Origin of the sequence: Pseudomonas sp. CG7, assembly GCF_023701885.1 — a bacterium.
GTDB lineage: Bacteria > Pseudomonadota > Gammaproteobacteria > Pseudomonadales > Pseudomonadaceae > Aquipseudomonas > Aquipseudomonas zanjanensis.
Map to the genome: position 1 here is coordinate 122955 of NZ_JABAEE010000003.1, position 12434 is coordinate 135388.

The window sequence follows — 12434 nt, forward strand, 5'->3', positions numbered from 1 at the left end:
CGAATCCCTAAGGCTTCAACGGAGTTCACATCATGACAGGCGCAGTTCCAGACAGTGGGACGCTGGTGGGCATCTACCAGCGTATGGCTCGCATCAAACAAAACGACGAGCGTTTTCGCGCGGTCATCAAGTCCGGCAAGCTGGTGATGCCGTATTACTCACCCCGGGGGCAGGAAGTTATTCCTTCTGCAGTCTCAGCCAATCTGACCGACGAGGATTACATCTGCACGATCTATCGTGGTGTGCACGACATGATCGCCAAGGGTATTCCGTTGAAAGACCTGTGGGCTGAGTTCGGTGGTCGCGCCACCGGTACCTGCAAGGGCAAAGGCGGGCCGATGCATGTGACGCATCCGGGCACTGGCGTAATGGTCACAACCGGCATCGTCGGCAGCTCGATGCCGATTGCCAATGGTTTGGCCCTGGCCGCGCAGATTCGCGGTGAAAAGCGCGTATCGGTTGCTTACTTCGGTGATGGTGCGAGCAATATTGGCGCTTTCCATGAGTCGCTCAACCTGGCCTCGGTATGGAAGCTTCCAGTGGTCTTCGTCTGTCAGAACAATGGTTATGGCGAACATACCAAATACGCTAATAGCACCTCGGTAGCGAATATCTCCATGCGTGCTGCCGGTTACGGAATGCCTGGTGTAACGGTGGACGGGAACGATCCTGTCGCGATGTATAACTGCGCCAGGGAAGCTATCGAGCGTGCTCGTAATGGCGGTGGTCCGACACTCATCGAAGCGAAGACTTTCCGCTTCCACGGGCATGTGTTCGGGGATGCGGATGCCTACATGGACAAGGGTGAAAAAGATGCCTGGATTGCCAAGGATCCGGTGCCGCTTTTTCGCGCATGGTTGATCTCTACGGGAAATGCCAGCGAAGACCAGTTGTCCACACTCGAAGCGGCAATCGAGCTTGATATCGACGAAGCCCTCGAATTCACATTGTCCAGCCCATATCCAGAAGTCGCTGAGTTGAATCGCGATATTTTCAAGGATGAGGTGAGCGCATGAACCAGAAAACAGACGTCAAGATGAATACGATCCAGGCGGTCAATCTCGCACTGGATGACGCCATGGCAGCCGATGTGAATGTCATCGTTCTTGGCGAAGACGTGGGAGACAAAGAGGAGGGCGGGATCGTTGGTGTCACGCGCGGCCTGTCGACCAAGTATGGGGACTCGCGTGTGCGTTCCACACCCATTTCCGAACAGGCAATTATCGGCGCGGCGATTGGCGCTTCGATTGTCGGCATGCGCCCGGTGGCCGAAATCATGCTGATGAACTTCACCACAGTAGCGATGGACATGATCGTCAATCACGCCGCCAAACTGCGTTTCATGTCGGGTGGTCAAACCCACGTGCCAATGGTCATTCGGACGATGACAGGAGCCGGTTTTGGTACCGGTGGTCAACACGCCGACTATCTCGAAGCATGGTTTGCCCACACCGCGGGGATCAAGGTGGTCGCACCTTCCAGCCCGGCTGACGCTTACGGACTGATGCTCTCGGCCATCGAGGACGACGACCCTGTGCTTTTCATCGAGAACATGCCCACGTATTGGACGCCGGGCGAGGCGCCAGAGCGCGGCAAGAAAATCCCCCTAGGCAAAGCCAACATCTTGCGTGAGGGCACGGACGTCACATTGATCACCTATAGCCGACGCGTCCTGGAAGCCAGCGCAGTGGTTCATAAACTGGCGGAGCAAGGCATCTCGGTGGAGCTGATCGACTTGCGCACGATCGCGCCGATGGACACTGACACCATTCTGGCCTCGGTGGCCAAAACCGGTCGGGCGGTCATTGTTCACGAAGCCGTCAAACCGTTTGGAGTGGGCGCAGAAATCGCGTCGAGGATTTATGAGTCACTGTTTGCGCAACTCAAGGCGCCAGTGCAAAGGGTGGGTTCGCACTTCTCTCCTGTGCCCTTTTCTAAACCGCTCGAGGACGCTTACGTACCTGGCCTGGAGCAGATCGAAGCGGCCATTCGTGCCACTTTGAAATGAACATTCATTAGGAATACACCGCAATGACTACACAAGTTCTTATGCCCAAGCTCGGTTTTTCAATGAATGAAGGCACCCTCAGCGAATGGTTGATTGCCGATGGCGCAAGCGTTAAAGAAGGTGAAGCGCTTTACGCGTTGGAAAGTGACAAGTCAGTTCAGGAAATTGAAGCACCGATCAGCGGCACATTGAAAATTATTGCCCAGGCGGGCGAAGTCTATGAAGTCGGTGCGGTGCTGGCCGAAATCGTTTAAGCCGGGTTCGGCGCTACAGGGGAAAGTCTGATGAGCGGTGAAACGTTGGTAGAAGCACACAAGCCAGTCGTGTTCGGCAGCGATCTGCCGCGGTGGCCGCAGGTTGACTTCAGCGAATTCGGCGAAGTCGAAAGCAAGCCGCTGTCCAGGGTGCAGAAACTGACCGCGCAGTATATGTCGCGTAACTGGGTGATGATTCCACACGTTACTCATAATGACGAGGCTGATATCAGCGAACTGGAGTTGAGCCGCAAAGCTCGTAACCAGGTCGGCGCAACGGTCAAGCTGACGTTGTTGCCCTATTTGATCAAGGCGGCAGTTTCGGCACTGCAGGCGTTCCCGCAGTTCAATGCGTCCCTAGATGGAACCGGAAAAAATCTGGTGCTCAAGAAGTACTTCCACATTGGTGTGGCGGTGGATACCCGCTTTGGGTTGTTAGTGCCGGTACTGCGTAACTGCGATCAGAAGAGCATCTCCGATATTGCTTGCGAGTTGCAGGCCATTACCACCAAGGCGAGGGACAAGGGGTTGTCGATGGCTGAAATGTCTGGCGGCTGTTTCACTATCAGCTCGCTTGGCAGTTTTGGCGGGACCTCTTTTACCCCCATCGTAAATGCACCTGAAGTGGCGATTCTTGGTGTCACTCGATCGCAGGAAAAACCCCGACGCGGCGCTGGAGAGGGTATCGACTGGCGGCTGACACTGCCACTGTCACTGAGTTATGACCACCGCGTAGTCAATGGTGCTGATGCCGCCCGTTTCACTGCAAAGCTGGCGCAGTTGCTTGGTGATGTTACTGCGCTGGAAAGTTGATAGCGCGAGATCTATCAACTTTTCGCCGTTCATTAACCCAGCAGCTGGACACACATTTATTGGGTACGAGGGGTAGCATTTCAGCAATACGCTGAGTGAGCCGATCCCGATCCTGAAGACTTGTGAGTCGTCGCCTGACGACGGTCTAATCCGTTTAATAAAACCTGACAATAATGACGGAATTTCGATGAAAACACTCGGTGAGATGATCGAGCGAAATGCACGGTACTTCCCTGACGCCGAAGCACTTATTTCCACGTCCCGCAGAGTTACCAACCGGCAACTCGCGGAGCGTGCCAAGCGTATGTCGAGCCATCTGTATGGCTTGGGGTTACGTCGGCAGGATCGTGTAGCCATTCTGTCAATGAATTGCGTCGAGTACTACGAAACCTATCGGGCCTGTGAGTGGGCAGGGTTCATTGCCGCGACTGTCAATTTCCGACTGGCGCCGCGGGAAGTTCTTTATATCCTGCAGGATGCTTCGCCCAAGGCGCTGGTCTTCGAGTCGCAGTACGCGGACCTGATTGATCAACTGCGCATTGACCTGCCGAGTATCGAGCATTTCATCTGTATTGGTGTGAGTCCCGAATGGGCTGAGCCATTTGAACGTGCGATTGAGAACGGCCATGTCGACGGTCCTCCCATTCGCGCCGCTGCAGACGATTACGCCTATCTGATGTACACCAGCGGTACGACAGGAAAGCCAAAAGGCGTGGTACGCACCCATCATGCCATGTGTGCTACCGCTGACAGCTGTGCATTGATGACGGAGTTCAAGGGTTCCACTCGTGTCTTGCAGACGACGCCGGCGTTCCATATCGGTGGAATCGGATTCGTCAACGCAGCCGCTTGGGTGGGAGGTTCCACGCTCATCCATCAGGGTTTTGAACCCCGGGCGCTGTTATTGGCGGTGCAAGAAGAGAAGGCGACTTTCACCTTTCTGGTCGCTGCCATGCTTCAGGCGGTACTGGATGTGCCCGATGTCGCTGATTTTGATCTGAGCAGTCTTGAACATGTGGTGTCGGCGGCGGCTCCGATTCCTGTTCCGCTGCTTAAACGTGCCATTGCGTTACTGGGCCCGATTTTTTCCTTGCAGTACGGCATGACTGAAAGCAACGCCTGTGTCTTGCAGCGCCATGAAGTCAATCCTGACGGAACACCCGAGCAAGTGCATCGGTTGGAGTCAGTTGGCCATGCATGTCCAGGCATTGAGTTGCGGATCGTCGATGAACAGGGCCAGGACTGCCCGACCGGCATGCCCGGCGAGGTTTTGCTTCGCTCTGAAACTCAGCTCAGTGCCTACTGGAACAACTCGGTGGCCACCATCGAGGCGTTGCGTGATGGCTGGTACCACAGCGGCGACATGGGGTATCAGGATGATCAGGGCTTCGTTTTCCTGGTCGACCGCAAGAAAGACATGATTATTTCCGGCGGCGAGAATATCTACAGTCGGGAGGTCGAAGTGGCCTTGGAGCTGCATCCTTGGGTGAAGGAGTCGGCGGTGATCGGGATTGCCGATCCTCGCTGGGGTGATTCAGTCAAAGCGATCGTGGTCCGCATCCCGGGTGTAGAGCTCAAAGAGCTGGAACTGATCGCTCACTGCAAGGTGGTGTTGGCCAGCTACAAGTGCCCCAAAGTCGTGGAGTTCGTCGATGAGCTTCCGCGCATGGCCACCGGCAAGATCAATAAGGTCGCTTTGCGCGAACGCCAACGCGGCATCTGACGCTTATCGGGCGAAGAGGAAAGAACATGGGCAAGTGGTTGCAATCCAGTGAATGCGTAACGCTCGAGGTGTCGGATCGTATTGCACGCATTACGCTCAATCGTCCAGAGAAGCGCAACGCGATCAACAACATCCTGTTGCGCGAATTGAAGCAGGCGTTGTTGGAGGCCGACGATTTGAAGTCGGTCAACGTAATCATCCTGCAAGGCGCAGGGAAAGACTTCTGTGCGGGCTACGATCTTGTCACGACCTATGGCGACCTGAATGGAGCCGATCCGACGGAGTACCGCGGTACGCAGAAAAACTTCGATGACGACTGCTGGTCGATGGAGCGCCAGAACGAAACCGTCAACCTGTTCTCCGAAATCCACAAACCCATCATTGCCCGCGTGCACGGTAACTGTCTGGCGGGGGGCACAGATTTAGCCCTGGCCTGTGACATGGTCATTGCCGCAGACGATGCGAAGATAGGCTTTCCTGCCACCCGCGCCAATGGCTCGCCACCTGCACACATGTGGCTTTACCACCTGGGGCCGCAGTGGGCCAAACGCATGCTGTTGACTGGTGACTCTCTTTGGGGTCGGGACGCCGCCAAGCTTGGGCTTGTTCTGGATGCCGTGCCAGCGCAGGAGTTGGACGCTGCAGTTGATGAACTGGCCCGACGCCTTTCGTTTGTCGATGCGGATCTCCTTGCGGCGAACAAACGCATCGTCAACCTCGGCCTGGAACTCGCCGGTGCCAAGACCTTGCAACGTTTGGCTGTGGAGAACGATTCACGCGCTCATTTGTGTGATGGCCCACGACGCACGCAATTCAAGAAGGACATGCAGGATCTTGGATTGAAGGATGCCCTCAAGCGTCGTGACGAGCCGTTCGGCGATGGAATGATCAAGCTGTATGCCCGTGGCGAAAAATAACAGAGGGAAGATCGGATGGATGTCGAACTGACAGTCCGCGGCGGGGTCGCGCCCTTGACCCTTAATCGCCCGGACAGCTTGAACGCATTGACACCGCAGATGCTGGAAATGCTTATCCAGCATCTTGATCGGGTCGAGAGCGACCCGCAAATCCGCGCATTGATTTTCACCGGGGCAGGTCGGGCGTTCTGTGCCGGAGCCGATGTCAAGGGATCGGGCGCAGCCCCTGCCCAGATGAGCGTTAGCCATGCCCGACGCTCATTGGTGCCTTATCAGCAGGTCTCGCTCAAACTCTACAACTTGAACAAGCCCGTGGTCTGCGCCGTGCGCGGTGCCACAGTGGGCATCGCTTGGTCATTCGCGATGTGTGCCGACCATTTGATTGCGTCAGAGACTACCAAATTCATTCCGGCGTTCCTGTCCCGCGCCACCATTCCCGAGGGCGGCATGTTGCACTTGCTGGCGCGTCTGTGCGGTGAGTACCGGGCCAAGGAGATCATGTACCTCAATCGCACCCTGACAGGTCATGAGGCCTTCGAAGCGGGGCTGGCGAGTAAGGTCGTCGAAGACGAGCAACTGATGTCCACGGCGCAAAGCCTGGCAGAGGAGTTAGCCGCTGGCCCGACCTTTTCGATTGGCCTGGCGAAGCAACTGTTTCGAGCGACTTCCGGCAATTTTGAAGCTTACCTGGCGCTTGAGTTGAACGCGGTAGCCCTTGCGGTGAATTCTGCGGATGCCACCGAGGGACGCCAGGCCTTCAAGGAAAAGCGCAAACCTGATTTCAAGGGGCATTAAGCCCTGCGTCCCGGACGTTCTACGTGATAGAGGTTTTACCATGCATTTCGAATTCAGCCCTGAAGATGAAGCGTTTCGACTGGAAGTTCGTGAGTTCTTCAAGGAAAAAGTCAGTCCTGAAGTAGCCCGCAATGCCTTTGAAGGTGCGCACCCGCCACCGCGTGAAGTGATCCGTCAGTGGCAACAAACCTTACATGCCCGTGGTTGGGGGGCTCCGCACTGGCCCAAGGAATTTGGCGGCACTGATTGGTCGTCGATCCGCAAACACATTTTTCTGGAAGAGTTGGTCAATGCCGATGGCCTCGATTATGGATGGCAAGGCACCCACATGATGGCTCCCGTGGTCATCGCCTTTGGCAATAAATGGCAGCAAGACACGTTCTTGCCGCCGTTGCTCGCCGGGGATGTGTTTTGGTGCCAGGGCTTTTCCGAGCCCAATGCCGGTTCAGATCTGGCCAGTCTCAGGACGCGTGCCGAACTGAATGAGCAAGGGACCCACTATGTCGTCAACGGCCAGAAGATCTGGACCAGTGATGCGAAACTTGCGGACTGGGGTTTTTTCCTGGTCCGCACCGATTCCACGGTCAAACCTCAACGAGGTATTTCCTTCCTGCTGATCGACATGAAAAGCCCGGGAATCACTGTGCGCAACATTGTCTCTATCGATGGCGGTGACGGACTGGCTGAACTGTTTCTGGAGAACGTTCAGGTTCCCAAAGAGCAATTGGTGGGGGAGCCGGGTATGGGTTGGACTTATGCCAAATACCTGTTGGAAAAGGAAAGGACGTCGAGCGCCTTTATTTATTTCAACAAGCGCGAGCTTGAAAAGGCCAAGAACATAGCGCGGGCAGAAATGGTCGACGGCGTATCGCTGTTGGACACTCCAGCATTCAGTCGTCGAGTCGCGGCCATCGAAGCCGACATCCTTGGGCTTGAGTGGTCGGTGCTGCGAATTCTGGCGAAGGAAAACATGAGGGATAACCTTGATGCCGTGGTTTCGACCCTGAAAGTTCGCGGTTCAGAGTTGCAGCAGCAAGTCACCGAATTGCAGATCGATGCCCTCGGGCCACGGGCATTGCGTTTTTACGATCATGGTCCGAACCGCAAAACGCATGAGCATGCAGAGGGCGGTGAACTGGATGAGCTGTGGCCAGGTTATGTGCCGGGACGCAGCAACATGTACTTCTTTCAACGGGCATCGACCATTTACGGCGGTGCGCGAGAAGTGCAGAAAAACATTATCGCAAAACTCGCATTCGGTCTTTGAGGACGCACCATGGATTTCAATCTCTCTGATGAGCAAATGATGCTGCGCGATGGCGTGGAGCGTTTTATCAAGGATGACTACGGCTTCGAAGAACGTCGTCAGCAGGCCAGTCACGGTGAAAGCTTCAGCCGCAAGCATTGGCAGCAGTTCGCTGACCTGGGCTGGCTGGCGTTGAACTTGCCCGAGGATGTCGGTGGCCTCGAATGTTCATTTGCGGAAACGTCTATCGTGCTCGAGGCCTTCGGCCGTGGGCTGGTTCTTGAACCCTTTGTCTCCACCGCCGTACTGTGCGCCCGAATAATCGATCGTTCGGGCAATGATCAGCAGCGACAAGCGCTGCTCCCGGCGCTGATTCAGGGCAGTCTGTTACTGGCATTCGCCGACATGGAAAACGGCTCACGTTTTGCGGTGGGCTGCACCCAGCAGACGTTTGCTGAAAAGACCCCCGGTGGGTATCGGCTCAATGGTCTGAAAACCCTGGTATCGGGTGCGCCTTCGGCGGACAAGCTGTTGGTGACCGCAAGTCTGGATGATGCGACCGAGCCTGCAGTCTTTGTGGTCGACCGCGAAGCCGCCGGAGTGAGCCTGGACAGTTACAGACTGGTCGATAGCTCCCGAGCGGCTGATGTCCGTTTCAAGGACGTAGAGCTGGCGGCATCGGCATTGTTGATTGCTCCCCGCAATAGTCGGACAGTGCTCGACGAAGCCCACGACCGTGCCGCGCTGGCAGTCGTTGCGCAGGTTGTCGGGGTGATGCAAGGCGTGATGGACCTGACCGCCGACTACATCAAGACCCGCACGCAGTTCGGTCAGCCGATCGGAAAATTCCAGGCGTTGCAACACCGCATGGCGGAAATGTTCGTCGAGGCGCAGCACACGCGCTCGATCCTCTATCGAGGCATGGCCTACCTGGAAAAGTCCCCGGAAGAGCGGCGCAAGGCGGTTTCGGCGGCCAAGGCGGCCGCCGGCAAATCCGGACGTTTCGTTTGCGCTCAAGGTGTCCAGTTGCATGGCGCCATCGGCATGACCGAAGAATATCAAGTGGGACATTACTTCCGCCTGATGACGCTACTGGAAAAGCAGTTCGGCGATATCGACTACCACCTGACGCGATTCTCAGCCATAGGCTGATGATGGCTGCGCGAATTCTTAGGAATTCGCGGGTTTGCCCATAAAAACAACGTTGGAGGCACTGCTCATGATCAAGCCCGAAGGGTTGCTTGCGAAGGTTCAGGAATTGGCGGATCGCCAGGACATCCATGATTGTGTCACCCGCTACTGCCGGGCCGTCGACCGTTTCGACCGTGAATTGCTGCGTTCGGTCTACCACGTCGATGCCATCGACGATCATGGCAGTTTCGTGGGAGATCGTGATTCGTTCATCGATTGGGCGTTTGCCTATCACACCGAATACCAGCTTTCACATCATCACATGATTACCAACCACAGCGCTGACATCCAGGGTGATACCGCGCACTGCGAAACCTACTGGTTGTTCTTCGGTGAGAATCGCGTCAAACCTGACACTTTTGCCGTGGGGCGCTATATCGATCGTTTTGAACGACGCGACGGGCGCTGGGCCATTGCTGCTCGTGTTTGCGTCACTGAAAGTGTCAACTCGATTGATGCCACTGAGTTGCCCGAGGCATTCCGAAAAGTCCAGATGGGTAATGCCGTCAGCACGCGCTCGACTGACGATGTCTCCTGGCAACGTCCATTGACCCCTCGGCAAACGACCTGAATCTCGTTACGAATCGAACCCGAGATGTGAATAGGGCTGAGTGAGGGTGACTTGGCTGGTCATCCTCACCCATGAATCTGGAGTCTTCATGCGTTCATATTTTATCGATCACTATGGTGGTATTGACGGTTTGTGCCTGCGCGAAACCGACGCACCCAAGCCGCCGGGGCCTGGGCAGGTGCTGGTCAGGATGCGCGCCGCCGCCTTGAATTTCCGTGAACTGCTGATCCTCGCTGGACACTATCAGCAAATGTGTAAACCCGATCTCGTGCCTTGTTCCGATGGCGCCGGAGAAGTGGTCGCGGTGGGTGAGGGCGTGCTCCGGGTCGGGACAGGCGACCGCGTAGCATTGACATTTCACCCTCACTGGATCGCAGGTGAGCAGCCTCAGGGACTGGCCATACTGGGCCGCGGTGGCTCGGTCGACGGGACATTGAGCGAGTACGCCTGTGTGTCACAGGACGAAGTAGTAGTGGTCCCGCAACACCTGTCGTTCGAAGAGGCCTCGACCTTACCCTGCGCTGCGCTCACCGCTTGGTCGGCGCTCTGTGCGCATGGCGTCTTGTTGCCGGGACAGCGAGTCTTAGTGCAAGGAACCGGAGGGGTGTCGGTATTCGCATTGCAGTTGGCGAAACTGTTTGGCGCAGAGGTGGTTGCGCTCTCTTCAAGTCCTGAGAAGCTCTCGCGCTTGCGCCAGTTGGGGGCTGATCATTTGATTGATTATCGCGTCCATACCGACTGGCACAAGCAGGTACTGGCGTGCACGGGTGGCCAAGGGGTTGACCTGACCGTGGAGGTCGGGGGTGGCGATACCGTCGAGCGATCGGTTCAGGCCACACGTGTCGGTGGGCGGGTGAGTATGGTGGGTTTGTTAACGGGGAGTCCGGGATTCAGTGAAGGCTTTTTCTACCGTGGTCTGAGTATCAATACTATCCGCGTGGGGCATCGCGAACAGTTCGAGCAGATGAATAGAGCGATTGCCCTGCACCGGTTACGGCCGGTGATTGACCAGGTGTTCGATTTCGATAATGCGCCTGAAGCATTCACCCATCTCCAGCAGCGCAAACACGTCGGTAAGGTCGTGATTCGTATTAATTGACGTCCCGTCTCCGTAGCCTTTGGCGTCGCAAGCGCGAGCCATTTCTGCCCGTCAATGATCGGGGCGGGTGCGCTTCCAGATCCCTCTTTCTTCATCAGATATCCATTGGCGCAACGCTCAGTAAAGTGCGGGCAAGACACTGAAAGCGCAACGTACTGGCTTGACATGAAAAATGAACGCTGTTTATATAAATGAACGTAGTTTTCGGCATTCGACGCTACGTGTTTTACGAAGCACCTATAAAAACAAACAAAATCGAGGGAGGGTGTATGGATGATTCAGCAATGCTCGGTCCAGATCGATCGGTGAAGGACAAAAACATACTGGTCATCGCCGCAGGCTTTGACGGAGCCGACAGCCTTAAATCCGGCTTGCTGAAACATTCGGCCCAAGTCTGCCTGGTCACCGATGCGCAAGGTGTCGATGCATCCGGCACCTTTTTCGGTGCCGACTTCAGCTCAAGATCTTCTCTGGCCAGCGTACTGAGTCACGCTGCGCAACAACTGGGGCGGGTCGACGCAGTGGTTTTAGCACTGACACCGACGGCTGCTCTCGTTTCGCGCCCCATCACCTCGATGTCTGTCGACGATTGGCGCGAAGCCTGTCTGGATCCGCTGCGCCTCACACGTCACTGCTTACAGGAATCTTTCCGGCTGTTCGACGGCGGCACGGGCTGCATCATTGTTCTCGGCCCCAATTTTTCTCTGACCGGGTCAGCGGGCCTGACAGCGTTGTCGACCGTCAGTGAAGGGCAGCGCAGTTTGATGAAATCGGCGGCGAGGCAGTGGGGTGGGCAGGGCATCAGGCTCAATTGGGTGGGTGTCGATTCGCTGGTGCTGGCGCCGGCTTTACACGACGCCCCAATTCCCCCAAGTCCCGAAATGGGGCCGCCACCACCCGCACTCGGTTTTGCTCCGGCGTTGGCTGAAGGTGTGGCCGAATCTATTGCGATACTGGTTGGTGCAAGTGCTTTGACCGGTGTTTCGCTTCCCGTGGACGGTGGCGTATGGATGGTCCCATGAACAATCAAATTACGAATAAACGACTCCCGCAGATTCTTGAAGGCAAAACCGCATTGATCACCGGCGCCGGTGGTGGCGTCGGTCGTGGGATCGCGCTGGCCATGGCCGAGGTGGGCGCCAATGTGGGGATCGCGGCACGACGGGGCAGCACGGGCGAAGATACCGCTCAGTTGAGCCGGGCAGAGGGTGGGCAGGCACTTGCTATCGAGACCGATGTCACCCGCCTGGATGATGTGTGTCGCGCCGTCGATGCTGCCGTCGAACAGTTCGGGCGGTTGGATATCCTGGTGCACAACGCTACACATGGGGCTTCTGGTCACCCAAAGCGATTGGAAGATTTTTCCGATGGTGATTGGGATGAGCAGCTCGCGGTCGATCTGGCCGGGGCTCACCATTGCGCGCTGACGGCCTTCGACGCGTTGTCCGCGAACGGCTCTGGGCGCCTGATTCTGCTTTGTTCTTCTTTCGGATTGCACGGTGCATCGCTCAATCCGGCCTATGCCGCCATCAAGGGTGGCATTCGCGGTCTGACCAAGGCGCTTGCGCGTGAATGGGGACCAAACGGGGTCACCGTCAATGCGATCTCGCCATCGGCGCTGACCTCAGGGGCCGCAGCGTTCTTCGCGATGAATCCATCGTTGCGTGATCGTTACATTGCCAATTTTCCCCTGGGGCGGATGGGCAGTGAGCGCGAGGACGTCGGTCGTGCAGTTGCAGCTTTGTGCGGCGATGGCATGGGTTATGTCACCGGACAAATCATCCAGGTTGACGGCGGACTGTATACGGCCGTCTGAA

At 56.5% G+C, this 12434-nt stretch carries 13 protein-coding genes; all 13 read left to right on the forward strand.

The window, feature by feature from the left end; all coding sequences use genetic code 11:
* Positions 1–32 precede the first annotated feature (32 nt).
* On the forward strand, positions 33–1016 hold the full coding sequence (locus HGO40_RS02490) for a thiamine pyrophosphate-dependent dehydrogenase E1 component subunit alpha (protein WP_250961739.1): 984 nt from the start codon (positions 33–35) through the stop codon (positions 1014–1016).
* The gene (locus HGO40_RS02495) at positions 1013–2008 is read left to right on the forward strand and encodes an alpha-ketoacid dehydrogenase subunit beta (protein ID WP_250961740.1); all 996 of its coding nucleotides are present in this window, start codon (positions 1013–1015) and stop codon (positions 2006–2008) included. The genes HGO40_RS02490 and HGO40_RS02495 overlap by 4 nt, the downstream gene beginning before the upstream one ends.
* A gap of 23 nt (positions 2009–2031) precedes the next feature.
* Complete coding sequence (locus HGO40_RS02500) at positions 2032–2262, forward strand: biotin/lipoyl-containing protein (RefSeq protein ID WP_250961741.1); 231 nt, start codon at positions 2032–2034, stop codon at positions 2260–2262.
* A gap of 30 nt (positions 2263–2292) precedes the next feature.
* Positions 2293–3075, forward strand: a complete 783-nt coding sequence (locus HGO40_RS02505) for a 2-oxo acid dehydrogenase subunit E2 (RefSeq protein ID WP_250961742.1) — start codon at positions 2293–2295, stop codon at positions 3073–3075.
* A gap of 187 nt (positions 3076–3262) precedes the next feature.
* Positions 3263–4798 carry a class I adenylate-forming enzyme family protein gene (locus tag HGO40_RS02510; RefSeq protein ID WP_250961743.1) on the forward strand — a complete coding sequence of 512 codons (1536 nt, stop codon included), beginning with the start codon at positions 3263–3265 and terminating at the stop codon, positions 4796–4798.
* A 26-nt stretch (positions 4799–4824) separates the two neighbouring features.
* Positions 4825–5715: a crotonase/enoyl-CoA hydratase family protein gene (locus HGO40_RS02515; RefSeq protein WP_250961744.1), complete on the forward strand. Its 891-nt coding sequence runs from the start codon at positions 4825–4827 to the stop codon at positions 5713–5715.
* 15 nt (positions 5716–5730) lie between these two features.
* Complete coding sequence (locus tag HGO40_RS02520) at positions 5731–6510, forward strand: enoyl-CoA hydratase/isomerase family protein (RefSeq protein ID WP_250961745.1); 780 nt, start codon at positions 5731–5733, stop codon at positions 6508–6510.
* A gap of 40 nt (positions 6511–6550) precedes the next feature.
* The gene (locus HGO40_RS02525) at positions 6551–7777 is read left to right on the forward strand and encodes an acyl-CoA dehydrogenase family protein (RefSeq protein WP_250961746.1); all 1227 of its coding nucleotides are present in this window, start codon (positions 6551–6553) and stop codon (positions 7775–7777) included.
* Between the two features lie 9 nt (positions 7778–7786).
* Positions 7787–8908, forward strand: a complete 1122-nt coding sequence (locus tag HGO40_RS02530) for an acyl-CoA dehydrogenase family protein (protein WP_250961747.1) — start codon at positions 7787–7789, stop codon at positions 8906–8908.
* Positions 8909–8975: 67 nt separating this feature from the next.
* Positions 8976–9518 carry a nuclear transport factor 2 family protein gene (locus HGO40_RS02535; RefSeq protein ID WP_250961748.1) on the forward strand — a complete coding sequence of 181 codons (543 nt, stop codon included), beginning with the start codon at positions 8976–8978 and terminating at the stop codon, positions 9516–9518.
* Between the two features lie 46 nt (positions 9519–9564).
* Positions 9565–10617: a zinc-dependent alcohol dehydrogenase family protein gene (locus tag HGO40_RS02540; RefSeq protein ID WP_250961749.1), complete on the forward strand. Its 1053-nt coding sequence runs from the start codon at positions 9565–9567 to the stop codon at positions 10615–10617.
* A gap of 269 nt (positions 10618–10886) precedes the next feature.
* Entirely contained in the window at positions 10887–11639 is a 753-nt protein-coding gene (locus HGO40_RS02545) for an SDR family oxidoreductase (RefSeq protein WP_250961750.1), read from the forward strand.
* The gene (locus HGO40_RS02550) at positions 11636–12433 is read left to right on the forward strand and encodes an SDR family NAD(P)-dependent oxidoreductase (protein WP_250961751.1); all 798 of its coding nucleotides are present in this window, start codon (positions 11636–11638) and stop codon (positions 12431–12433) included. Before HGO40_RS02545 ends, HGO40_RS02550 begins: the two co-directional genes overlap by 4 nt.
* Position 12434 lies beyond the last annotated feature (1 nt).